This is a genomic window from Mycoplasma sp. Z386, assembly GCF_054343375.1.
This window is the reverse complement of record NZ_JBTGVC010000019.1, coordinates 1-26,282: the sequence shown is the minus strand read 5'-3', so window position 1 is coordinate 26,282 and position 26,282 is coordinate 1. Positions and strand designations below refer to the sequence as shown.

Annotated in this window: 16 protein-coding genes; 15 read left to right on the top strand and 1 reads right to left on the bottom strand. The window is 26.0% G+C overall.

Translation table 4 applies throughout. The features are described 5' to 3' along the window. Window positions 1-685: restriction endonuclease subunit S (locus tag ACXX85_RS03090; RefSeq protein WP_458560607.1), on the bottom strand; the 685-nt coding region annotated here is incomplete at its 3' end. Between the two features lie 196 nt (window positions 686-881). Between ACXX85_RS03090 and ACXX85_RS03085 the strand changes: the two genes are divergently transcribed. The 15 genes from ACXX85_RS03085 to ACXX85_RS03015 form a co-directional block, all read left to right on the top strand. After that, the gene (locus ACXX85_RS03085) at window positions 882-4,415 is read left to right on the top strand and encodes a fibronectin type III domain-containing protein (RefSeq protein WP_458560606.1); all 3,534 of its coding nucleotides are present in this window, start codon (window positions 882-884) and stop codon (window positions 4,413-4,415) included. Window positions 4,416-4,497: 82 nt separating this feature from the next. Further along, the gene (locus tag ACXX85_RS03080) at window positions 4,498-5,688 is read left to right on the top strand and encodes a hypothetical protein (protein WP_436358389.1); all 1,191 of its coding nucleotides are present in this window, start codon (window positions 4,498-4,500) and stop codon (window positions 5,686-5,688) included. 325 nt (window positions 5,689-6,013) lie between these two features. Further along, window positions 6,014-7,438, top strand: a complete 1,425-nt coding sequence (gene pyk, locus ACXX85_RS03075; RefSeq protein WP_436358388.1) for a pyruvate kinase — start codon at window positions 6,014-6,016, stop codon at window positions 7,436-7,438. 171 nt (window positions 7,439-7,609) lie between these two features. Then, window positions 7,610-10,147, top strand: a complete 2,538-nt coding sequence (locus ACXX85_RS03070) for a putative immunoglobulin-blocking virulence protein (RefSeq protein ID WP_458560605.1) — start codon at window positions 7,610-7,612, stop codon at window positions 10,145-10,147. Between the two features lie 14 nt (window positions 10,148-10,161). Next, window positions 10,162-12,453 (top strand): Ig-specific serine endopeptidase MIP, encoded by a 2,292-nt coding sequence (gene mip, locus ACXX85_RS03065; RefSeq protein ID WP_458560604.1) that lies wholly within the window; start codon window positions 10,162-10,164, stop codon window positions 12,451-12,453. Continuing rightward, a complete protein-coding gene (locus ACXX85_RS03060) occupies window positions 12,413-13,894 on the top strand; it encodes an MSC_0624 family F1-like ATPase-associated membrane protein (protein ID WP_458560603.1) in 1,482 nt (493 codons plus the stop codon). Before mip (ACXX85_RS03065) ends, ACXX85_RS03060 begins: the two co-directional genes overlap by 41 nt. Continuing rightward, a complete protein-coding gene (locus ACXX85_RS03055) occupies window positions 13,894-14,427 on the top strand; it encodes an MSC_0623 family F1-like ATPase-associated protein (RefSeq protein ID WP_436358384.1) in 534 nt (177 codons plus the stop codon). Before ACXX85_RS03060 ends, ACXX85_RS03055 begins: the two co-directional genes overlap by 1 nt. Before the next feature lies 1 nt (window position 14,428). Next, window positions 14,429-15,355 (top strand): MSC_0622 family F1-like ATPase gamma subunit, encoded by a 927-nt coding sequence (locus tag ACXX85_RS03050; RefSeq protein ID WP_436358383.1) that lies wholly within the window; start codon window positions 14,429-14,431, stop codon window positions 15,353-15,355. Then, window positions 15,345-15,815, top strand: a complete 471-nt coding sequence (locus ACXX85_RS03045; RefSeq protein WP_436358382.1) for an MSC_0621 family F1-like ATPase epsilon subunit — start codon at window positions 15,345-15,347, stop codon at window positions 15,813-15,815. Before ACXX85_RS03050 ends, ACXX85_RS03045 begins: the two co-directional genes overlap by 11 nt. Next, on the top strand, window positions 15,802-17,982 hold the full coding sequence (locus tag ACXX85_RS03040) for an MSC_0620 family F1-like ATPase-associated subunit (RefSeq protein WP_458560602.1): 2,181 nt from the start codon (window positions 15,802-15,804) through the stop codon (window positions 17,980-17,982). Before ACXX85_RS03045 ends, ACXX85_RS03040 begins: the two co-directional genes overlap by 14 nt. 1 nt (window position 17,983) lies before the next feature. After that, the gene (locus ACXX85_RS03035) at window positions 17,984-19,516 is read left to right on the top strand and encodes an MSC_0619 family F1-like ATPase alpha subunit (protein ID WP_436358380.1); all 1,533 of its coding nucleotides are present in this window, start codon (window positions 17,984-17,986) and stop codon (window positions 19,514-19,516) included. 2 nt (window positions 19,517-19,518) lie between these two features. Further along, the gene (locus tag ACXX85_RS03030; protein WP_436358379.1) at window positions 19,519-20,901 is read left to right on the top strand and encodes an MSC_0618 family F1-like ATPase beta subunit; all 1,383 of its coding nucleotides are present in this window, start codon (window positions 19,519-19,521) and stop codon (window positions 20,899-20,901) included. A gap of 23 nt (window positions 20,902-20,924) precedes the next feature. After that, window positions 20,925-23,399: a putative immunoglobulin-blocking virulence protein gene (locus tag ACXX85_RS03025; RefSeq protein WP_436358378.1), complete on the top strand. Its 2,475-nt coding sequence runs from the start codon at window positions 20,925-20,927 to the stop codon at window positions 23,397-23,399. Window positions 23,400-23,411: 12 nt separating this feature from the next. Continuing rightward, the gene (gene mip / locus ACXX85_RS03020; protein ID WP_436358377.1) at window positions 23,412-25,736 is read left to right on the top strand and encodes an Ig-specific serine endopeptidase MIP; all 2,325 of its coding nucleotides are present in this window, start codon (window positions 23,412-23,414) and stop codon (window positions 25,734-25,736) included. Between the two features lie 53 nt (window positions 25,737-25,789). Continuing rightward, the coding region (locus ACXX85_RS03015) for a hypothetical protein (RefSeq protein ID WP_458560601.1) at window positions 25,790-26,282 on the top strand (493 nt) is incomplete at its 3' end.

Genomic DNA, 26,282 nt, shown 5'->3' with positions numbered 1-26,282 from the left:
TTCCGTTTGAAACTGTTGCTAAATTTTCTAGGACGTCCTGTTCTCAAGCGTGAGTCACTTTTTCAAATTTTAAAGGGAAAATTACAGAATTTTGAGATGGAAACATCTGGTCAAGTAATGTATTTTTAATGTTTTTTAGAAAATTATATTTACGCTTGTGAAGTGAAAGGACTGAATCTAAAGATAAAAGTAATTTTGCTATTTTTGTTTGTTCACTTAAAAAAGGAAAAACAATAATTTGTTTATTCAATTCCTTAATATCTAAAGAATTCATCATAATTCCTGATTTTGAAGAATTTTTTAAAGCTTTTAACATTATAGAATTATTATTTATTGCATATTTCCAATATTCTGAATCATATTTTGTTTTTGGTCTAAAAACACTAAAAATATTTGAAATTATCCCGTTTCCTACTGTATTTTCAACAAATCTACCAAAAGGATATTTTGAATTGGTATGACCTTCAAAAGCAATATCGCCTTTTCTAAAAACATTGTAATTAGAAATTGTTTGTAAATTATCAATTTTAATATCTGTTTTATAAGTACTTGATGCAACGGAAATAAAATGACTTAAACCAAACTTTAAATTATTTTTTTCTGAAGATTTTTCGTATAAATTCTCAAAAACGTCCTGTTCTCAAGTGTGAGTATAATTAAGAAATTTAGTGTTTATTTTCATCATTTTATAAAAATAAGTTAATTTAAAAAAATGCATATATTTTTGTAGTTTTAAATAATTAATATAGATAAATTTTCAAATAATGATTTTTAATATTTAATTAGTTATCTTAATAAAAAGTAATGATCCAAATAAAATTGTTTTATAATAATAAAGTAAAAATTAAAAATTTAAATTTTAAGTATTTAGAAAGGTGTTTATGAAAAATAAAAAGATACAAAAAATTTTAATAATATTAGGTGGTGCTGCTACAGTAGTAACAGCAACTTCATTAGGACTTGTTTTTGGTTTAAAAAAATCAAATAATTTATCAAATATACAGAAAAATACAGAAAATGCCACAATTTCATTGCTAGAATTTAATGAAACCAATGCTAAAATTCAAGCAACAATAAATTCTAATGATTCTAAATTTGATAATAAAGGAAAATTTAAAATAACTTTTAATGATATAGATTTTGTTGCTTCAAATTTAGAAAAAAAAGATAATAAAACTATTATAACTTTTGAACTTTCAAATTTAAGTTCTCAAACTTTATATAAATTTTATAATATCAGATTCAATGATAAAATAATTGAAACTGTTAATAGAGATTTTAATTTTATAACTAAAAAAGCAGCAGAACAGAAAGTCTATGAAGTAGAAACTTTAGAAGCAACTAACATTTCAAATAATAGTTTAGATATTTCTTTTAACTTAAATAATAACGAAAATATCGAACCTTCTCTTTTTAATGTTGAAGTAAGTGATTATAATAAATCCATTTCAGTTACTTTTAATTCTCAAACAAATTCCTATAATTTTCATTTAGATAATTTAAATCCAAATACTGTATATACTATTAATAAAATTAAATATAATAATAAAGATTTAAACATTAAGTCAACTAATAAAAGTTTTAGAACTACTACAAACGAATTAGTGCTAGAAAGTGTTAAATTAGTTTCAAAAACTAAAAATTCTGCAGTTCTTGAGTTAACTTTAAATAAAGAGTTAACTAATGAAAAATTAAGTCATTTATCTGCAAAATTTTTAGCAAATGCTACAACAACAATAACAATATCTAATTTCAAACATTTAGCAAATAATCATTTATTATTAACTCTTGAAAATTTAAATCCACAAACAAATTATAAATTAAATGAACTTACTTTAAATAGCGAAAATGCTGTTTTAAGTGAAGAAAATAAAATAAGTTTTAATACATCTAAAGATGTTAGTGAAGATACCTTTACAATAAGCAATGTAATATTTAAAAATGTAACTGAAACATCAGCAACTGTTAGAATTGAATTTAATGAACATGAGTTAGTAGATTCTAATCATCATGAATTTGACTTAGAATTTACTAATAGAAATTCAACTAAATCAAATGATTATAATCTTGATAATAATTTTGTGGAAATTAATGTAGATAATTTAGATTTTCATACAACATATACACTTTCTAATGTTATGTTAAATGGACGTGTATTAACTTTACCAACTAGAAATAATGAATATAATTTTACAACTAAAGAGTGAACTAGACCTGTAATTTTAAATAATTTAGATTATAAAATAGAAGATAAAATTAATGAAAATCTTTCAGATGTGCTTTCATTAAATTTTGGAATAATTGATATGTTTCCACTTAAAAGACAACAATATTTCTTTGTTGCAACTTTAAGAGATCAAGAAACAAATGAAGATACAAAACTTTACTTTACATCAACATTCAAAGACAATAGTAAAACTCAATTAACTCTTGATAATGTTAGAATTCAACTAAGTGAAGATCCAGAATCTGATGGTGATTCATTATATTATGATTTACGTCCTAATAAAAATTATTTATTAAAGTCTTTTCAATTAGTAAAAGAAATTGAAAGTGATAACTATGGTACTGTGGATTTTACTTTAAAAGAAGGAAAAGAATTTACAATTGATACCCATATCAATAGAATTAAATATCAAAATGTTAATTTAAATAGTAGTAATAATAATTTAAATATATCATTAGATTTAACAGAACAAAGCAATGAAAATGTTCAAGCAACAATTGAAAGTGATTATGGTGGTTTATGAGTTTTACCTTTAACTAAATCCAATAATAATAGTTATACAGGAACATTAAATTTAACTCAAATGCCAAGTGGGAATTTCAAAGTTTCTAAAGTTACTTTAAACAATAAACCAATTTTTGTTTCTGCAATTAATAAAGGTACAAATGAAGTACAAGTGGAAATTGCAAAAGAGAAAAATAACATAATAAATTCTATAAATTATTTATTTGATAAACATAGTTATGAACATAAAATTAGTTTATCTTTAAATACTGATAATAAAGAAAATGCCTTTATTTTTAAACAAAATCCTATTGTTGTGGTAGAAAAAAATGGTTCAACAAATAGTTATATAAATTTACAAAGTCAATGAAATAAGCAAACAAATCAACTAGATGTTTTTAGTTCAAATTTAGATTTTGGAGCATCATATAAAATATTAGGAATAGGAAATATTCATATTAATCAAGTTGATAATAACTCTTTTAAAATAATTGAAACAAAAGTAAATAAAAACCAATTAACTAGTGATCAATTAAATAGTTTCATTGATCAAATTCAAAGACTTGAGTTAAAAAAACATTGATGAGCTTCTGGTATTAAAGAAGAATTATTAAAAGAAAAAAATTTATTTAAATTCTTTGATTTATCAAATCTTTCTATTAATAAATTTGATGATAATATCACTTTTGAGTTTGATGAAAATAGTTTTAGTAATCAAGATGAATTAAATGGAACTTTAACATTAACTTTTAAATTAGTAAGTGGCACAGAAAAATCAAAATCCAAAACATTAAATATAAGTAATTTATATTCACAAACTTGAATTAATAAAAATAAAACTAATACAAACTTGTTTGAGTCTTTAGTATCAATTTCAAAAGAAGGTTCAAGAAAATCAACAAAAGAATTCGATGAAGCATTTAGTGATTCTAAATATAATAATAGAGATGATTTAGATTCTTCATTTGGTAAACCTTCAATTATTATTGAACTAAATGACCCAAAATTAGCTCAATTTTTAGATATTGATAAAGTACTTACAAGTTATGATACAAATAAATTTAAAGTATATTTTGTAAAGTATAAAGATGATGAAGATGTTTATCAACCACACAAAACTACTGGTTATGCACCACTTGGGATGATGCAATATAAGTTAATGTTTTGATTTAATCAACATTCACCAGAAGATAAATATACAAATCAAGTAACCCCATTATGAGTTTCTGGTTATAATCAATATACAAATAAAAATTCTAAAGATTTATTTGCTTATTTATCATTGCAATCACAATTATTTTCTTCAAGTGAATATAAAAATATGAATGCAAGATATGGAATAAAATCCACAACACAAGAAACTGCTGATCAAATGCTAGAAGAAATTAATCAAAAAAGCAGTTCCAAAGAAAAATTACTTTATTTAGAGCAAAAAACTAATTTAATTAGATTTTTAAATGATAGCTATAATATTTTAAAAGATACTTATAATCCTCCTGTAACAAGAGATTATTTTGAATATGAAATTGTAAATGTGAAGAAAATATCTTATGGTCTTAATAATTTTTTAGATATAGCACTAGGTATCAAACCAATTTATTTAGGTGCAAACTCTAATAATGAAATTAAAAATGAAGTAATTAATAAAAATACAATTCATATTAAACTTTTAAATAATAATTAATTCTAAATATAAATATTATTTTTATCAGAAGTTTATGCTTCTGATTTTTAATAAACAAATTTAAAAGTAATATAATTAAATTATGAATGAAACAAATAGAAAAGTATTTTTAACTTTCTACCAACAAGTTCAAAGGTTAAAAAAAGAAAAGAAAATGCAAATTGAAGATGAAACGGCAGCTGAAGAGTATTTAAAAAGTAATAATTATATTCAATTTATAACACCTTATAAAATTGCTTTTGCAAAGAAAACAGAAGATTTTAATTTAAATGAATGAAAAGAAAATTTATCTATAAATAAAATTAGTAAAAACAATATTTTTAAACAATTATTTATTAATTCAAAAATGAAAAAACATATATATTATGAAGATTTTTCATTTAATTTATTAAAAGAAATTAATGAAAATAATAAAAAAATTTCTATTTTATTATTTAAAAAAATTCTTGAAATAGAAGGAAAATTGAAAAGTCAAATTAGCAATTATATAGCAATGTGTATGAAGATATATAAAGATGAAAAAAAATTAAAAGTTGACGAAAATTGAAAAATATTTTTGCAAAATTATAAGCCAAAAGAAAATTTTGAATTTATTATAAGTGAAAACGAAAGAAAAAAAATTTATTTTAAATATCACACTAAAACAAATAAATTTTTATATTTTATTGATGGTAAAAATGAGATATATGAACTTAATTATAAATGTTTAAATAATAATATATGTATAAACAATATATTACATAAATTAAATCTACAAAAAAAAGAAAAGAAAAATTTATTATATAAACTACAACAAAAAGCATTTGAAATAAAGGAATTTAAATTTTTAATGGAAAAAATAAAAAAATATAAAGATTGCAATTATATTTGAAGAGATATAGAAAAATTTGAATTAGGAACTTTAATTTCTTTATTTAAAATAGTAAGCGAATTTGGAAAAAATAATAATTTTATAAATTTAATTTTTCCTAAAAATTGATCAATGGCAAAAATAACTGCATTTTTTAATTTTTTGCAAAAATTAAGAAACCATATTGCTCACCAAAAAAATTTACAATATTTTTATTTATTAGAACTAGAAGATGAATTTTTAAAAAATTTTAAAAAAATAAATAAAATCATTTTTTATTCTGATTTAAAATATTTACTTAAAATAAAAAATTTATTCGGTTTACCATATAGATTTGATATTTTTATTACCAAAAATGGTCTTCAAACTACTTTTAATAGTTTATTTGATAAAAAAATAAAACAAATTTTAAATTTTTTGTAAAAATATGTTAGAATTATTATGTATTGGAAAAAGCCGCCAAGGTGCGGGTATTTAGAGATATTTAAAAATTCTCTATCTAAGCGAAGAAACCGCTTTAAAAAGCGGTTTTTTTGCACTTTTTTCATTAAAACAGACTTAAATTAAAAAAATATAAAAAATCAAAAAACAGAAATTTTTCAATTCTTTTTTAACTTTTTTAATTTAAATGATCATTTTTCTTTAATTTCTATTGAAATTTACAACGAATAAAAAAGTTTATTTTTTATAAAAATAATAAAAAAATAGTAAAATGTAGAAGATGTTTTAATTTAATCAAGGGAGAAAAATGAGTATTACAGATAAAAGATCAAAATTGATCGCTACAATCGGTCCTTCTACTCAGGACTATAAATTATTAAAAAAACTTGTTGAAAATGGAGTTACTACAATTAGAGCAAACTTTTCACATGGTGATTTTGAAGAACAAAATGCAAAATTTGAAAATGCTAAAAAAATAACTAAAGAGTTAAACATTCCAGTTTCTATTTTACTTGATACAAAAGGTCCAGAAATTAGAGTTGGAAAAATGAAAGATGGAGCTCAAGTTATTGAGGCGAATTCAGAAGTAACAATTTTAACAAATGCAAATGATTTTAAAAACTTTGAAGGAACTGCAAAACAATTTTCTGTTTCATATGAAATGGATAAAGATTTAAAAGCAGGTGACAGAGTTCTATTTGATGATGGTAAACTGCAATCAGTTGTTAAAACTGTTAAACCAGGAAGAGTTGTTGTTAAAATGGTTAACACTCACAAATTAAAATCAAATAAAAGAATTAATTTACCAGGTGTTGAATTTTCATTACCATTCTTAGCTGAAAAAGATATAAATGATGTTAAATTTGGTATTGAAAAAGGTGTAAACTACATAGCAGCATCTTTTGTTAACTCAGCAGCAAACGTACAAGAATTGAGAAAATTATTAAATGATAATGGTGGTTCTCACATTCAAATTATTTCAAAAATTGAATCACACGTAGGTATTGAAAGAATTGATGAAATTATTGCTGAATCAGATGGAATTATGATCGCTAGAGGAGATTTAGGTTTAGAAATTCCTTATCAAGATGTTCCATATCATGAAAAAAATATTATTAGAAAATGTAGATTAGCTGGTAAACCAGTTATTGTTGCAACCCAAATGTTAGATTCAATGGAAAATTCACCACAACCTACAAGAGCAGAAGTAACAGACGTTTATTGAGCAACTGAACTTGGAGCAGATGCTACTATGTTATCTGGTGAATCAGCACAAGGAAATTATCCTTTAGAATCAGTTCAAGTTATGTCTACAATTAACAAAAGAGCAGAAAAAGAATTTTATAATAAATTATTCTACAGAGTTCAATTAGCAACAATTGCTAAAGCTTCTTCAGGAAAAAGAGCAGAAATTGCTCATAAATTAGCTCACTTAACTGCTGAAAAAGACATTAGATATGCAATTGTTTTATCAAGAACAGGTGAATTATTAAAAATGGTTGCTAAATTTAGACCAAATACAGCAATTATTGGTATTTTAGATAATGAAAAAATGATTGGTGGATTTGGAGTTACATCTTCAGTATTTACATCATTAGATTCAATTAAATTATTTAAAGAAATCAAAAATAACCCTTCTAAAGCAAAAGAAGCTTTAAAACCATATGGTGCAAATAAAGGAGATAAATTCGTAATTGTTGAAAACGACAAGATTACTGAATTTACATATTAATAATACAAAATCTTTCTTTTTATAGGAAAGATTTTTGTTTTTCGAAAAGATTTAAAAAGTTATAAAAAAAGGAATTTTTGTTTATTTTTATCTTTTTTAACAAAAAAAAAAAAAAATAGGAGTATAATCAAAATATAAAATTAAAACATTTTTCATATTTAGGGGGTAAAAATGAGAAATTTTTTAAAACAAAGCAAAGTTAAAAAAACAATTGCTATTTTAACCACTTCTATTACAATACCTGTTACAGGAGCGGGTATCTATTTTGCAGCAACTACTGATTCTGCAAATTCAACCGAAAGATCTAAATTATTAAAAGACAACATTATTTCTATTAATACAGGAACCAATTTAGATTTTAAAGATGGTTTATTTTCTCATAGAGATAACAACCAAAAAGTCAAACAAATAAAAAAACCGGAGAAAAAACCAGAAATAACTATTAGTGAAAATCCAAAAGAACCAGAAGAACCTTTAAAACCACCCGCAAGCGAAAAACCGGAAGAAAAAATTTTGGTTTCACCACCAAAACAAACTCCACCTCCACCCCCAGAAAAAGAACCTAAACCCGAACCTGAACCAATAACCCCAGATGATCCTGAACCGGAAAATCCAAAGATAATTGATATCAACGTTGATAATAAGGTTACTCCTGAAACACCAAAAGAGGAACCACAAAAACCGCCTGCAATTGTTCCTGAAGAACCAAAACAGCCAGAACAACCTGTAGAACCCCCAAAACCCGAACCTGTTCAACCGGTAGTAATTGAAGAACCAGTTGTGCAACCAAAACCAGTGGAAAAACCCGTAGAAACACCACAACCGGAGCCAGTTCAACCAAAACCACAGGATAAAAATATTGAAATTCTTCATTTTGAGAATACTGATATTGTTGCTCACGTTACGAGACCAAGAGAAAGAATTCTTCATTCTGATGATGTTGCTAAAAAAATTACTAATAGAGTTCCTTATGTTGCTAATATAACCCCCAAAATTAATTCAATAGAAGTTACAGATGAAATAAGAGCAGCAAATACTAAAAGTGCAATTAAAGCATTAACAAGAACTTTTAATCAAGAAGAAAGAGATTCACTTAGAACTCCAAACTCTGATATGTTTAGCATTTCAAGGTATATAGAGTTAAATGAAGACTATTATAAAGTGCTTTTTGATAAGTTTTCAAGATTAATTGAAAATGGTGATAAAGTTAGGGAGTTTTTAACAGATGAAGGAAAACAAAAATACCCAGAATTAAAAGCTTTAAAAGATAAAAACGAAAGATATGCAAGAATAATTTCTTACATTGATCCAAACAAATTCACCAAAACATCACAAGCAGTAGAAACAATGCTTGGAAAAGGATATGTTATTGAACCAGAAAATAGAAATGTTTATATCGATGCAAATGGTGAAATAAATTCATACTCTTTTGAACCTTTAATAAATGGAGTGGTTGCAACAAGAAAAAGAGATAATTCAGAGAAAAGAGTATTTGGTTATTCTAGTCAATGAAGTAGATCTCCAGAAGATGTACAAAAAGGAGTTTATCCAGGATGAACTAAAAGAGATGTTACATCAGACTATCGATTCACAAGTTATAACGTTTCAAGAAGTGATGGTTTTACAATTAGTGAACTCACCAGAGATGAACCTATTCAAGGAAAAAGAAATAAAGGTTTAGTAGTAGAAATCGATGCATCCAACAACAAAGGTTATGCTAAAACTCTTGGATTTATAAGACAAGCAAAAGAAAACGGTTTAGAAATAACATCTTATAAAATTAAAAATATCGGAACAAAAGATGCAAACCAAAGATTTTATGATATTTTTAAAGCATTGCCAGATAACTTGCCACAACTTGAGTTATATTTTGAAACAAATAACACATCAGCACTTATTGCTTTAGAAAATAAAAAAATTGATGAATTATCTTTATACACAACTAAAAATGTGCATTCAGATTCATGAAGTATTAATCCTTTAGCTTTAAGAAATGTTGCTTTTGTTAATACTTTAGATTATAATGTAAGTAGAGAATATGGTTATGGAGTAAAAGTATTTTCTAGAATCGTATTTGATACACTATCTTTTGAAGAATCTGATTTAGGAAGTAATCCAACAGTTTATAAAGACTTAACAAGAATTAATGATGGTTTAAGAATGGCATATTTTGTAAGAAATAATGAAGGGATTTTCCAAGGAAGTTTTGGTCCAGGATTGGATGCTGATCACAATGAAGGTGGTAACAGTTATCCTCTTGGTTTAGATTTTAGTAGAGCACCATCAATTAAATCATTGCGTGGAATGCGCTTCTATGATATTCACAACTCTTCTAATGGAGTTAGAAAACTCAAAAGAATTAAGTTTTTTAACAATAGTGATACTTTTGAAATTGATGCTGATGAATTGAATAATGCACAATGAGCTGACATTTTAGATCAAACATTACCACAAATGCCAAGAAGCAAAATTGGTTTTTCTAACGGAAGTCAGACATCTAAAATCAAAATTGTTTCTAAAAATGGAGTAAATTCATTAACACCAGAAGGAGTAAGAAACCTTAATACTCTTTTAGATTGAAGCGATGGAAACTTTAATAGCAATACAACAATTTATGTTGGAGAACATGACACAATGCTTTATAAACAAATGCAAAATATCGGAAAAAGAGTAGCATATTCAAGTTCAGAAAACTTTGAATTTAACTAAGAAAGAAGGACAAAATGAAAAAAAGAAAAATTTTTATGCCTTTATTATTAATAGGAATAAGTTCTTTTGCATTCATTTCATGTAATGACACAAGCAAACCAAATCCTGGCGATAATAACGGAGGAAATGATAATTTACCATTAGATACAGAAGAAAGAAAAAATACTTTTTTAAAATCAGTAGCTGATTCTGTTAATATACAATATACATCTTTTACACAAAATCCCCCAAAAACTGACAGAAAAAATGTATATTTTACAGATTTACACGATTTTCTTGAAGATGTTAAATTCACAATAAGTGGAAAAGATTCTGATAAAGTATCTGCTTCTATAACTAACTTTAAAGTAGAAAGAGATAAAGAAGGTTTATCTATTTCCAATAGAACTGGTAAAGGAACAATAGTATTTGAATTCACTCTAAAAAGCGACCCTAAAATCAAATATACTAAAGAAGTGGTGGTTGATGGTTTTGCAAGCAATCCTTACAATGCTGGTTCTGATGGTTCAATTCCAACTAACTTACAAAAAACAGATAATGTAACTTTCTTGAAAAAATATGTTACTTCAAATCAAGAAGAAAGATTTAATATTGATAACGAAGAATATGTTAAAACACTAAAATTACAATTAACTCAAGGTGCAGGCAACTTTGATGCTGCGAATTATAGACCAGAGTTAAAAATAACAGAAGAAAAGAAAAAAGAATTTGATGCAAAAGCAAAAGAAGCAAAAATCGATACTTATGACAACTCTTTAATGAAAGGATTTACACTTCCTTCATATGATGATAAAGGTGAATATAAAGGTTTAGATATATATGATAAACCAGAAGTAACTAAAGGTCCTTCATGATTAGATGCAGCAAAAAGAGATCCTTATCAAATAGTAGGTATTCCAAGATACTTACCAAACGAAATGTATAAGAAAATTGCTTTACAAACATTCCATGTAACTTTTAATAATCAAGATGAAAAAGATGCAAAAGTGTTCCATCCAACTTCTGGGACTATGTGAATTATGGACTTTCAGAAAAAAGATGATAACAAATATCCAACAAAATGATATTTTGGAACAAATGTGCACGTTGCAGATGCTTTAACTAATAAAACAGCATCTATTAGTTTTTCTCGTTTAAATCCTGATGCAGGAATTCAAACAGTGTTTAAATTACTTGGATTTGATGAAAACTTTACAAGCTTTGGTTTCCCTTTAGATCTTACAAATAAAAATAATTGACCTATTAAAGTAGTATTTTCAGGTAAAGATTTTCTTAAAAAAGATCCTTCTGACTACTTAATAGATGCACAAAAAAATACTTTTAAAGATAAAAAAGAATTTATTGATTTTGCTGTAATTGAATTGGATTTTGAAAAACTACAGCAAACAGTTGGTCAAAACGGTTCTTCTATTACATACGGAAATAAATCATATGATTCAGCAAAAATCAATTCTTTATTTAACGATAAATCAGAATTTGCAAAATTATTTACAAATGACTATGCAGACAAAAAAGAAGATCATATAAAATTCTTAAAAAAATCATATCTAAAAGATTATAAACAAATCGATTTTCCTTTATTAAAACAAGATTTAGAAAAATACAAAGGTGATAGTCTATACATTTTAGGTTATCCATTAGCTCTTCAAGATTTTTACTTAAAAGAATATGAAGATGAAGATCAAATAAAAAGTAGAAAAAGAGATTTTAGTTTATGAGTAAATGCAGATAGTGAATTATTTCCAAAAGGCTCTGTAACAACAAATGACAGTGAAAAAGCAAAAAAAGGAAATTACCTTTCTTATTCAGTTGGATATAGAACATTTACAGATAAACCAGGAGTAGTTGATGAATTCATAAGTGCAACTAGACTTGGAAAAGATTTATACACTGATTCAGAAAAAAAACAATGAGTAGCTTCAGGATTGGCTTATAGTCCAAGACATTATGTTCCTTATGGTGGAGCATCAGGTTCATCTGTTAGAAATGACAAAAATGAACTTGTTGCTGTATTCCACGGAGCAAATAGTGGAGCAAAAACAGGATTAGCAGCAGCTTTTAGATCTGAAGGATATGATTTTAAAGGTGCTTATGGAACAGGGGATAAAGCATATCATTTACCACAATATGACTTAATCTATGGTGGTGGAAAAGATCAACAAAAATCATACAGAGAAGAAATGAAAAAACTTTATGGAAGTGATACAAACTTCAAAACCAACTTGTTCCCACAAGGTTTAGATCACGTAGAGGAGGGATTTACTTTTGATAACAGTTCAACAGCAACAGAATCAGAAAATAATTAATAGATATAAAACAAAACCAAAAAATAATTGATTATTTGATGTTCTGAAATATTCTTTAGTAGGTTCTATTTTTGTTGGATTATTATTAATTTTAATATTCTATAATACAACAATTTTAGGTAGAGCAGAAAGAGCAGATTACTTTTTATCATTTAATTCTTTACAAATTGCAAGACAATATAATTTTTTAATAATATCAAAAGTTTCTTTATTATTCTTTGTCTTGTTCTATTCGATTATAAAAAACTATATAAACTTAGTTTTTCATAAAGAATTGATAAAAATTTATATTCCTTGGTACATTCTTTATTATTTATTTTCAATTGCAGCTTTTATATTATTTTTTGTTTTTAATCCATATGCAAATTTAGATAAATATGTACCAGATAATAATGTATATCAACATTTTTGATTAACATTTATATTAATTCCACTTACAATTTTAAATATAGCAAATTACTTTTATTTTTACTTTACAAAGAAAAATAAAAACAAAATTGGTAATAATAAACTTTCTTCAATTATTGTTTCCACAATCGCACAAATTTTATTTGTAGCTGGATATATCTCAATTTTTTGATTATTAATCGAAAAGCAACAAAATGATTTACCAGCGCTAATTTTAGATAAAAGTCAAATTTATTTATTTATGGAACAATTGTTTTCAGTTAAAACATCCTTAAATATTATTTATATGATTGCTATTATTTTAACTATAACAATCTTATTAATAGGAATGAACTTTCCAAAAATTCAGTTTTTATTGAAAAGAGAATATAACCATTTATATTTTAAAAGTCAAATTATTCTCTTTTTAAGTTCAGCAGTTGCATTAATAATTTGATTTGTCTTTATCTTAATTACAACACAAAAAAATACTGATGTTATTTCTGCAAGTAAGCAAAATAGTTATATTGCTTTAATTGTACAAATTATCTTTATTTTAATATTTACAAGTCTTTACTTTGCATCTAATTTTGTTTCTTTCTTGAAACCAAAAGGCAAAATTAACCCATCATTTTATTTTGTTGTAGTACAACTTTTAATTTGAATATCGGTTATGATTGCAACAAGATTTTCTACAGAATTACTTATTAATTCAATTATCTTAATAATTTCTGTTGTCATTTCGACAATCATTTCACTTTTTTATTTAATTTACATTAAAAATACAAGTTTTTATATGATTTTATTAACATTTGTTTTTTTAGGAGCAATTAGTTTATTACTTTTTGTTTCATCACTAAACACTATTTTAATTGAAAGACAAAATTACGCTTTATCATCATTTAATATTGATTTTACTATGAATGAAATTCTAATTATCTTTATAATTACCATTTTATCAACATTTTTAATTAGCCTACTTATTGATTCTGGAATCACATTAGTAAAAATCTTAAAACACAATAAATCACCTAAAAAGAAAGGGAGTAAATAATGAAAAAACTATTTAGTAAAAAACCAAAGAACAAATTGAGTAAAGAACAAGAAGCTTTATTATTTCCTTTCTATGATTTAGAACAAAAATACAAAGAAATAGAAGCTTCTGAAAAATTTATTTCATATTCAAGATTGATGTCATCAGTTTTACTTAGCACAGGATTGAGTTTTGAAAGTGATGTTATAAAAGAATATAAATCAATTTATACTAAAGCTTTAGTAAAAAAATATGATTTAGTTTATTTAGATTTTATTATTTCTTTTGGTTTAAACAAAAAATTCAGTCCAAAATTTCTTGTTCCAATATTAGTAAAAGAAATAAGTTCAAACACTGAACACTTTGATTTAAGATATGATGAAAATTTAGTTAAAGAAAACTTTTTAACCAAATTAAACAACGAAATTAATAGCTTAATGGAAAGAAATTTCTATGTTGAAGTTTTACCTGGAATAATAATTTATTTTTCTTCTTATTCTAAAGAGATGAAATTAGTTTTTAAAAAAGATTACACAAATCAAATAGCAAAATAATATGCATTTAAAAAAAATAGTTCAAAAAAAGAACAATTTAGAAAAAATTAATTTAAAAGCTAACAGCGAGAAAAATATTCTATTAATAACCATAGTAAAACTGAATCAAAAACTTAAATTTTATATAGATAATGCCTTTTTAACAAGAGAATCAATCAGACATTTAAATGATAAATATAACATTCAAAATCCTTTTATCATTGATAATGGAAAAAACAAGTTCAAATCAACCATTAAAGGACTTTTTTCAAATACTATAATCAAAGAAAAAGAATTATGAATTTATTTAAAAGAAGAGCAAAAATACTCTACTGACTCTTATTCTAGATATGAAAAAATGATTTTAGCAAATGCTAAAACCAAAAAAATTGATTTTCTTGCTATTGGAAAAAAAGCAGAAGAATTTTTAAAAAGTAATAATCTAAACATTTTAAAAAGTTTTGATCTTGAAGACACAACAAAAATTAGAACAATTTCCACTTTAATTAAATTTCTCTATGAACAAGAAAAATACAAAAAAGTGAATTTTGTTTTAAACTCAAATAAGAATTACAAAAGTTATTTCACAATTTTACCAATTGAAAATTTTGAAATGCATAAGTTAATTAATACAAATGAAAAAAATCTTCCAAAAGATTTATTTGATTTCAATATTTATCCAAATGTTGCTGAATATGTGCAAAATAGTATTGATATTTATATTGAAAATGTAGTGCAATCTTTAATTATCGAATCACTATTTTATAGTGCTAAATTAAACTTAGTAAGAGTTAATAAAATCCTAAAAGATTTAGAAAAAGAAATCAAATTTACAAAAAGAAAAATTATCAAAATCAAAAGAGAAAATGAAATTGAAGAAATTATAATGCTAACTAAAAATAACGGTAATTTCTCTGTATTTAATAAAGGAGAAAGCAATGAAAACTAATTCTAATTTATATAGCATTACTATTAATTTTATTGATAATTCCATTTTGAAAGTTTGAAATAGTTCTTTAGAATTGTATTTTAAAGACGAATTTAAATGAAGTGAAATTGAAAAAAAATCGCTTGCTTGTTTTGAACAAATTCTCATAAAAATAAAGGAAAAATCAAAAGCTGATAAATATCTTTTTTTAAAAAATGCAAATTTCATTATTTTAAAAAATGAAATAATTATTAACTCTTTGAATGAACAAGAAGTTTTCAAATTAGCAACTGCAAAAAATAACGATAATTCCTTAATAAAAGATCTAAAAAAAGAACTAGATTTTACAAAATCAATGAATAAGTTAAGTTTTAATTTAGATAACACAATAAAAGAAAAAGAATTAATATTTACTTTATATAAAGCAGAAGTGATAAAAGAAATAAATTTAAGAAAGGTAAGTGAAAATGAAAAAGAATAATAAAGATAAACACAAATTATTAGCAACTTTTGCCTTACCTTTAGTTATCACTCCAGCTGCTTTTTTTGCAAGTGCTGATCCTGAACCTAATTCAGGAACTTCAAGCACAAATGGCACAGCAAATGATAAAGAAAAACCAGCTGCAAAAAAACAAAAAAGTCCACAATTTGATACTTTTGCTAAAATATCTAAAGATGCAATTAAAACCGGACTACAAACAGCTGTCGATATCGCTATTAAGAATTTAGCAGATGAGCAAAATAAACTAAAAGTGGATGAAAAAATTTCTTTTGAAGATAAAGCTAAGAAAAACTACTATTTAGAAACTCTTAAAAATTTTCTTGAAGCAAATAAAGAAAAAATGGCTTCTGATCCTAATGGAAATAAGTTAAATGTAACTTTCCCAAATGTTTTTTCACAAAAAGACAATTTTAAACGTGGAACAGTAACTTTTGAAGGAAAAACATATGATAATGTAATTTTTAACGAAACATCAGACAATACAAGTTATACTAAAGCAATAGGAACAAAAGGAAAACAACAAGCTGAAAAAGAAGAATCTAACTTTTACACAAGTACAGAAGTAAATAATTATCTAAAAAAATATAATGATTCTTTAAAAGAAAGAATAACAGATGTCTTTTATAATGAAAAAGACATTCCTGATATTGAATTTACTCCAGAAACTATTTCTAAAGGTGATGGAAGTACAGTAAGTGCTCTTGTTGCAAAACCACCAGAAGGTTTTACAACTTGAGATGATTATTTTAAAAGCAAATACGAAAATAGATTTACTGCTTTTGATTTGGATCAAAATAAAACAGATGATGAACAGCAAGAAGATCAAAAACAAAAAGAACAAACAGATAATTCTATTCCAGAAATCCCAACAATTGACGATGTAGATTCACAACCAAGCGACCAAATTGTAGATGTTAAACCATATAATCCAAAAGAATATATTGAAAAACTCCCAATTCTTGGTCCTGAAGTGTTAACTAAAAATTTAGATAAAACTGCAGAAGAGATATCATCAGAATTTGAAGCAGAACCAATTAGTGAAAATTACTTCTTCTTCAATAATCCAATCAATACTCGTTTTGAATATAAAGTTATTGCAATAGAAAAAGATACTAATAGTGATAATTATATTGCAACGATTAGAATTCAAGACTTAGTAAAACCAGAATACATAAGGTTATATAAAACCTTTATTACAATACCTAAAAATAAAGGTTTTCAAAAAATTTATGAAGAATATGTTAAATCAGTAAGAAATATATTTGTTAATCTTTATAAATCACTACAATTAGATGAAAAAATTGATGTAGATGCCCTAGAAAGTAATCAATTAAAAACAAGGTTACTCACAATGATTAATGTTGTTACACAAGAGTTATATTACAATAAAACTTTTGTTGATAAACAATCACAAATCCTTTCACCAATTAGTGTTGAGTTAAATAAAAGTAACAATTTAAATAATGCTTCAGTAATTGAAGATGGACTTAATTTACTAGATGTACAATTAATTTCTTCACTTAAAACTTCAAGAATTCAGTTTAGAGAATTTTATTCAATTCTTCCTGAAGGTTACGAAAAAGAGTTATTAAGATACGAACAGTTATTAAAAAATCAACCAGAACTACTAAAAAAAGTTAATGATAAATTCCAAAAATATCACGCCAATACAGATATTATCAATAAACTTTTTGAAAATATGAGAAAAGACATTTCTGTTATTAAAAAACACGCAGGAGCTAAAACTTTTAATACCATTAAGTGATATGAAGAATATTTAGCTTTACTAAGTAAAATAGCAAAACAATTTAACATCGTCAAAAGTTTCTTAAAAGACGAAAAACCAGAAACAGATGAGAAAAATAAAGAAGAAAACTCTAAAAACTTTAATAGCGAATATACAAATGCTAACAAATTATTACAACAAGAATTTAAATCACAAAACTTATTTTTAACAGTAATAGGAACTATTTTAGGTACAGCAGGATTAGGAGCAGTTGCTCTTGCAAGTGCAAACCAATTAAATTCAAAAACTAAAGGTAATAAATCAACTTTAAAAGCAAATATTGCAATAATTATTTTATCAACTATTGTTATCGTATTTGCTCTTGCATTAATTTTATTTGGAACTATAGGAGGAATATAACATGCAAAAGAAAAACCCAATAATTACAGCTATTTTTGATTATATAGTTGAAGTAACTGGTGATTATGAATATAAACAAAGACAAAATTTTACAACAGAAGAATTTCCAGAAGCAAGAATGATGGTTGTAAGTGCTACAGATACTAGAGCATTTTTATTAGTTGATAATAATGTTTTAGAAAAACTTAAAATAGGTCAAGAAATTGTAGAAGTAAAAATTGAAAACGAAATCGAAACTTCTTATTCTCATTTTGGAAAAATTTTAGATATTCACGGAAACGAAATTTTTCCTTCCAAAAGAAAAATTGAAGGAAACTCTTTTTCAAGAAAGAGCAAAATTTTTGGTGATGCCCATAATTTAATGACAGTAAAAACTTTAAATGAACAACTTTATACTGGAATTATTTCTGTCGATTTACTTATTCCAATTGGAAAAGGACAAAGACAATTAATTATTGGAGATCGTCAAACAGGAAAAACCCATCTTGTTGTTAATACAATGATTAACCAAGCAAAAAACAATGTTAAATGTGTTTATGTTGCCATTGGACAAAAAAGAGAAGATATTTCTAGACTTTATGAAACTTTAAAAGAATATGATGCTTTAGACAACACTATTATTATTGATGCACCTTCAACAAGTGCTTATCAACAATATTTAGCACCTTACATTGGAATGGCTCACGCTGAAAACATTTCACAATATGATGATGTTTTAATTGTCTTTGATGATTTAACAAAACATGCTAATATCATTAGAGAAATTGCTTTATTAACTGATAAACCAGTTGGAAAAGAAGCGATGCCAGGAGATATTTTCTTTGCTCACTCATCATTACTCGAAAGAGCAGGTTCTTTTGTTGGACGTCAAACAATTACAGCATTACCTATTTTAAAAACAGTAGATGGAGATATTACAAGTTTAATTTCATCTAATGTAATTTCCATCACTGATGGTCAATTAGTAACAAGTGCAGATTTATTTAGTAGTGGTAGATTACCAGCTATTGATATTGATTTATCTGTATCCAGAACAGGTAGTTCAGTGCAATCAAGAACAATTACAAAAGTAGCAGGAGAAATAGGTAAGATTTTCCGTGCTTATAAAAGACATTTAAAATTAGCAATGCTTGATTATGAATTTAATAAAGAAACCACAAACCTTTTATATAAAGGAAAAATGATTGATAAAATGTTTATGCAAAGAGGTTATTCACTTTATTCACACAGATTTGTTCTATTAATGTCCAAACTAATTTTATGAGGAACTCTTAAAGGAATTAAAGAAGAACAAAAAGCAATGACCTTCTTAAACGTGCTAATTGATGCTAATCCAGATGCAAAAGAAATTTTTGAAAAAATTATTAACAACGAACCTTATGATGAAAATATTACCAAAAGTTACTTCTCATATGCTTTATTACAATATGCTAAAAAATTAAAATTAAATTGAGAAATAGAAGTAGAGCATAAATTTATTGACTTTAGCGAACAAGAAATGAATACACTTTTAGAATTAACAGGAGATAGATAATTATGAATGGAAAAATAATTAAATTTTGAACAGATGTAGTAGAAATTGAATTTTTAGAAGGTAATCTACCAACTTTAAACACAATTTTAACTTTACACGATGGCAAAACATATTTATTAGTTAAAAGACTTGTTAATAATAAAGTAGTAAGAGCAATTATCATTTATTTATATAAAGAAATTTCCCTTGGAGAAACTGTTGTTAATACAGGAAAAAGTTTTATGGTTCCAGTTAGTTCTTTGGCTCAAAACAACATTTATAGTTTTGATGGAAAACCTTTATTAACTGACCGTGAAACAAATCCTTTATATGTAGAAATGAATTCAACTATTAATAAAGAAAGGGTGCTTGATTCCAAAATTGAAATCATTGAAACAGGAATTAAAGCTATCGACTTCTTTATGCCAATTATTAAAGGTTATAAACTTGGGATTTTTGGTGGAGCTGGAGTTGGAAAAACAGTTTTAATGAAAGAAATCATTTTTAATGTTAATAAAAATAGTGAATCAACTTCCAACATTTTCATCGGTTCTGGAGAACGTTCTAGAGAAGCAATTGAGTTATTTAACGAACTAGAAAGTTCCAATTTAATGCAAAATTCATCAATGTATATTTCTAAGATGAATGAATCTCCAGGTGCAAGGATGTCAATTGTGCCAATTGGAATAACAGCTGCAGAATACTTAAGAGATGTAGAGAAAAAAGATGTTTTATTATTTATAGATAACATTTATCGTTTTGTGCAAGCAGAAAACGAAGTTAGTGCTTCACTTGGGAAAAAACCATCAGTTGGTGGTTACCAATCTACTCTTGAAAGTGATGTTGCTCACGTTCAAGAACGTTTATTTAAAAATGAAAATGCAGGGATTACATCATTTCAAACAGTATTCTTACCAATGGATGATATAAGTGATCCTTCTGCTGTTGCTGTATTTAACCACTTAGATGGTAATTTAGTGCTTTCGAGAGCACAAACAGCAAAAAACATCTTCCCTGCTTTTGATCCACTTGCTAGTTCATCAAATTCAGTTGATGCTAAAATTATAGGAGAAGCTCACTTTAATGCAATAGTAGAAGCAAAAAGAATTTTAAAAACCTATAAAGATTTAGAAGATGTTATTTTAATTTTAGGATTTGATGAACTTGATGACGAAAGTAAGAAAATTGTTAAAAAAGCATTACAATTAGAAAACTTCTTTTCACAAAACTTCTTTATGACTGAACACTTTACAAAAGAACCTGGAGCATATGTTCCTTTAGCAGATACAGTCAATTCAGTTATAAGAATAATTAATGGTGAATATTTAAACCAAAGTCCTGAAATATTTAGTTATGTTGGTTCAAATTTAAATATTCCAACTGACAAAGAACTTGGACTTAAATAAAAGAAACAAATAAAGGAGGAATCATGGGAACAAATTTTTTTAAAAGTACTAAAAATAAAAAAATTATAGCAATAAGTTCCGTGTCTATAGTTACACCTATTACTGTAGGTGCTCTTTTCTATGTTTCAACTACTGATAAAGCAAATTCAGCTGATCGTTCTAAATTATTAAATGATAACGTTACTTCCATCAACACTGGAAATAACTTAAATTTTAAAAATGGTTTTAACTCTCACAGAGATAATAACCAAGAACCTAAAAAAGTGCAACCTAAAAAAGAAGAACCGGTTCCAGAAGAACCAAAAAAAGAAGAACCTTTAAATAAACCAATTTCTGAAACCCCACCACCACCTGCAAATCCGCCAGAACCCGATCCAGAACCTGTAGAACCAGATAAACCTAAAGATCCGGAAAAACCCCTTATTATTGATCAACCAAAGGAACCAGAACCCCAACCAGAGCAACCAGCTCCAAAGGAAAAACCTGTTATTATCGACATAATAAAACCGGAACCTGCTCCTGAGTCTAAAGTTCCAGATCCTGTAATTACACAACCTGTTGAAAATCCAAAACCTTTACCAACCCCTACTGTTAAAACACCACCAAGTCCAGATCCAGTTCGTGATAAAAACACAGAAATAACAGTGGATTTCTATGGTGAAAAAATTAGGGTAAACATCGAAAAACCACAAGCAAGAAAAATCGATCAAAGAGATATTGCAGCAGGTAATGCAAACAGAGTAGAATACATTAATCAAATTACTCCTAAATTATTAGGTATTAAAGTTACTGATAAAATCATTGAAGCAAATAAAAGAAGTAGTTTAAGAGCTTTAGCTAAGGATGTTCCTTTAAATCAGGCAGATTTTCCTGAAATTCGTTCAGGACAGTTAACTAATGATCAAATTAAAGAGGCTTTAGACACCGATTATAGATCAACTGGTTATTATAGAAAAATTATTGATAAATTTTGAAAATTAATTGCAAATGGTGATAAAGTTGTTAACTTTTTAACTGAAGAAGGAAAAAAAGCATATTACAAAGAACTTAAAGCTCACAAAAATGAAGATTGAGCTAAATTAAAAATAATTTCCTTTTTAGATATGACTAAATTTACGAAATTATCATCTAATGCTATTAAAAATTTAGGTGAAGGTATGGTTATTTATGATGATAATTCAAATGTTTATATAAATGATGATGGAGAAATTGATTCATATGCTGTTTCACCACTAATTAACTCAGTAACAGCAAGAATAACAAGAGATAATTCTAAAAAACGGGTATTTGGTTACAACGATTGACGTGCAAGATATCCTGATGAAATTAGAAATGGAACTTATCCAGGGTGAACAAAATCAGATGTTACAAACACTTATTCTTCTAAATATAACTTCACTCCTGGTCAAGGAATCAAATTTGAAAAATTAACAAGAGATGAACCAGAAGCAGATGCAAGAAATGAAGGAATTGTTGTAACAATTGATGTTGCTAATCCTAATGCTTTAGAAAAAACCAAAAAATTAATTGAAGATTTAACTAAAGCAAACGAACAAATAACTTCATACAGAATTATCAACATTGGTAAAAAAGGTTCTTCAAACTATGATTTCTTTAGTATTTTCCAAGCACTACCAAATAAATTACCACAATTAGAATTATTCTTTGAAAATTACAATACAAGTGCACTTTTAGCAATTAAAGATAAAGAAATAGATGAACTTTCTTTATTAACAACAGGAAATTCCCTTGCAGAAGGTTGAGCAATCAACCCTATTGCTCTTAAAAAAGTTGCTTGAATTAACACAGTTGACTATAATGTAAGTTTCAATTATTCTTCAAGACAAACAATTGCAACAAGAATTACCTTTGATACAATTGCTTTCAACGATGTTAATATTGGACCAAATAAAGACTTAACAGAAATCAATAATGCTTTAAGAATGGTTTATTATGTTAGAAATAATGAACCATTCTTCCAAGGAAGTTTTGGACCAGGAAAAGATCCAGATCACAATGAAGGGGAAAACAGTTATCCAACAGGACTTGATTTATCAGGTGCAAAACAATTAAAATCATTAAAAGGTTTAATTTTTTCAGATACAATCAAACCTTCAAATAAACCAAGAAAACTAAAAAGAATTATTTTACATAATGAAGGTGATACTTTTGAAATTAGTGCTTCTGAAATGAATGGAGCACAATTTGCAACAGTATTAGCAACAGAAGGAATGCAACAACCAAAAAGTAAAATAGTTTTTGATAATGGAAAAGTAACTAAAAAAATCAGAATTTTAGCTGATTCATCTGCACACACATTAAATTCAGAAGGAATTGCAAACTTAAATACTTTAATTAATTTTAGTGATCATACTTTTGGTTCTGATACTCATTTTGAAGTTTATAACTATGACACAGCACTTATTAATCAACTAAGAGGTCTTGGAAAAATTGTGGATGTTGTTAATAAAGACGATCCAAAATTTGACTTTAGTTAGAATGGAGAAAAAATGAAAAAAACAAAAAAACTTTTATTATTACCTTTAATTTCATCTTCATTAATTGTGTTTTCTTCTTGTCAAACACAATTAAATCCTTCTGACTCACAACCTGGTAAAACAGATCCTAAAGATCCAAATAAACCCGGAAATGCAGTAATTTCCGGTCCAATTACACAAGAAAGATGAAATAATCTTGTAAAAAATATTAATGTTGATTATAAAGGTTATGATGAATTCAATCGTCCTAAAGAATCAGTAACTTTTGCTAAATTTGCTCAAAATATTTCTAGTTTAAAACCTGAAGTAGTAGGTATTAATGAAAAGGATGTAAAAGTTAATGTACTAGCTGCAATTCCAGATAGAGATGCAAATGGAACTGACATCTCTAGTATAACTGGACAAGGTAGAGTTTTATTTGAATTTGTTTCTAAAAAAGATCCAAAAATAAAAGCAGAAAAAACAATTCAAATTTCTGGTTTTAGTAGCACACCTGTTTTAACAGATGGTGATGGTTATATTAAACAAAATTTAACACAACTTCCTAAAACAGAACAACAAAAATATTTAACAGAATGATCTCAAGATCAAAGATATCAAAAAGATAATGCTGAATATTTAACTGTTCTTAAAAGACAACCAGGTTATGATGAATCAACATTTAGAAAAGATGTACACATAACACAAGAAGAAAAAACTAAATTTGATGCTAAAGCAAAAGAAGCAGGAATTGATACTTTTGATAGTGCTTTAGCTAAAGGATTTACAGTTCCTTCTTATAATGAAGATGGTACTTATGATGGATTAAAAATATATGATGCTCCTGAGTTGGGTAAAGGACCTTCTTGAGTAGATTCAGCAGGAAGAAATCTAGCTAGAGTTGATGGTATTGCAAGATATTTAACAAATGATCATTATAAAACTGCTGCACTACAAACTTTCCATGTGCAATTTAACAATCCAGATCCAGAACATCCAGGAGAGCCAAAATATTCTATAGCAACTTCTGGAACAATGTGAATTTTAGACTATGAGAAAACAACAGATGGAAGTTATCCAACCAAATGATATTTTGGTACTAACTTACACGTTGCAGAAGCACTTAATGATAAAACCGTTGGTTTTGGACTAACAAGATTAAACAGAGATGCTGCTGTTAGAACCAAATTCAAAATTTTATCTCACGATGAAAATTTCACTGGTTTTGGATTCCAAATGAAACCAAAAGCTGGACAATCTGAAAAACCAGTAAAAGTAGTTTATAGTGGAGAAGATTTTTTAAACTCTAAACCTTCTGATTTTCTTGCTAAAGATCAAAAAGCAAAATTTGAAAATACAGAAGAATTTGCGGATTTTGCAGTTATTGAAATTGATTTTACAAAAATCGATGCTTCAAATGTAGGTATTTCAGCAGGAATAAAAGGTGGTTCAGTTTCTTTTAATCAAGAAGCATTTAGAAGCAACCCTGCAGAAATGGCAAAAATCATTACAAATGAATATGCAAATCATGCAAGTGAACAAATTAAATTCAAAACTGAATCATATTTAAAAAAATATGCTGCAATTAATAAAAACTTAAATTATGCAAATCCAGAACCAAATATTGATAATTTATACATTGTAGGTTATCCTTCTGCTAGAAATGATTACTTTTTAATAAGATATGAAGAAGACGATCAAATAAAAGATGCTCCTTATTCCTTTAGTTTATGAACAAATGCGGAAACCAAATACTTTGATGGTATTAATTATGATCAAGTAACAGGTAAATGAAATTATACTGATGAACAAATCAATAGGGGAAATTATTTATCTTACGAAATAGGATACCGTTCTTTTGTTGATAAACCCGGTGTTCTTGATGCGTTTATTTCTGCTACAAGAACAGGAAAAGATTTACATGTTGCTAAGTTAGATCATAATAAACAATTGATAGCGGCTGGTTTATCTTATTTACCAAAACACTATGTTCCAATTGGTGGAGCTTCTGGTTCTTCAATTAGAAATCAGAATAACGAATTAGTTGCTATATATCATACATCCAATAATAGTGCAAAAACAGGAGTTGCTTCAGCATTTAGATCTGAAGGATACGATTATAAAGGAATTTATGGTGGTTCTAGTTCAAATGCATATCACTTACCACAATATGATTTAATCTATGGTGGTGGTAAAGATCAAAAAAACTCTTATAGACAAGCACTTCAAAAATTATATGGTGATAATTATAAAACTAATTTATTTGATAATATTACACAAATTCCAGAAAAATTCCAATTTAAAAACGCAGCAATTGAAACAGCTGCTGAAACTAATACAACCACAGGTAAAAAATAGGGTAAAACCTATTTTTTTGTTTATAATTTATAGCATAGGGAAAGGTGGTATACTTGCAAAAGAAAATTGAAATAAAGTTCTTTGTACCAAGAAGTTTTTATCGGTTAATTTTACCATTATATGGATTATTTTTTGTGATGTTAGTAAGAACTCTTTTACAAGATTTATACTTTAATACGCATTATGTTGTTTTTGCTGTTTCTCTTCTTGGTGCTATTATTATTTTAAGTGTTGCTATTTTTTATACTGTTATGTGAATTAAAATTAATAAAAGCAATATTACTATAGAAGCAGGAAGGTTAAAAGGAGAAAGTTGTGCTAATTTAATAGAACATCCTAAAAATTTTGATTGATTTAAAATTGAAAAAATTGATATTAATGTTAGAGAAATTCTTCAAGTAGAACATTTTTATGAAAAAGGGAGGGATAGTATTAAAGTTATTACTAAAAATCAAACTTACTATTTACATTATGTTTTTAATTACCAAAAAACCTGTGTTTCCCAGTTAACAAAGAAAAAAATAATAAAATTTAGATTGTATATAT